Genomic DNA, 814 nt, shown 5'->3' with positions numbered 1-814 from the left:
TACTTAAATATTCGCGCAAATTGGTGCAGTCCTCATCGATTTGCATCCTAGACAGCAGATGAGAATCTGCCGGGAGCGGTTTGCCCTGTTGATGAGCAAGTTCGCGAATCGTTTCCGGCTTAACACTTCCATCCAGATGCAGATGAAGATCAATTTTCGGAAGCCGCTTCAGCTGCTCCACTCTCTTGTCATCCATCCTGTCCTCGCTCCCTTCGCTTCGATGCACCAACTCTATTCTGCAATAAGATCTTCTAGCCGAAACGACGTAATTTTTGCAATTTGCTTCATCGCTTCTTTCGACTCATGTTCCGACGAATGAGCAAGGCGTTCCTGTAGCGCTGACCAAATTGCCGACTTATCGCTGCCCCGCACGGCGTATATGAAAGGAAACCCGAATTGCTCCATATACTGTTTATTTGCAGCGGCAAACTCCGCAAATTCCTGCGGTGATAGCCTATCAAGCCCGCTCCCTGCTGCTCACGGGTCGAATATTCACCGATACTAAGTTTCGTTGCCAAATCGGGATGCAAGCAGTAGAAAGCATGGAGACGCGCCTCCGGCAAGTCCTTAATCATCCGCAGCATCGCCTCATGAAGCCCGGAACGGCTCTGGAATGGCCTTAATGCCCATACACCCTCCGCTACCCACGGCGAATTTTCGAATACAGTACCCAAAGCCAGAACGAATTCCTTCTGGTTCATTTCATTTAATTCCGATAACTGGATCATTAAACCTTCCTCCATTCACACTCACTTATCCGTAAACACTCAGCAGTATTGTCCAGCGCAATCAACACAATGTTAGTTTAGATAAC

At 48.3% G+C, this 814-nt stretch carries 1 protein-coding gene and 1 pseudogene; both read right to left on the bottom strand.

Translation table 11 applies throughout. The features are described 5' to 3' along the window. A partial coding sequence (locus TX77_RS10785) for an adenosine deaminase (RefSeq protein ID WP_044505098.1) occupies positions 1-196 on the bottom strand: 196 nt, incomplete at its 3' end. A gap of 35 nt (positions 197-231) precedes the next feature. After that, positions 232-701 (bottom strand): annotated as a pseudogene (gene uraD / locus TX77_RS10780) (2-oxo-4-hydroxy-4-carboxy-5-ureidoimidazoline decarboxylase). Between the last annotated feature and the right edge of the window lie 113 nt (positions 702-814).

It is taken from the genome of Megasphaera massiliensis (genome assembly GCF_000455225.1).
Lineage (GTDB): Bacteria > Bacillota > Negativicutes > Veillonellales > Megasphaeraceae > Megasphaera > Megasphaera massiliensis.
This window is presented reverse-complemented; position numbering and strand designations above follow the sequence as displayed.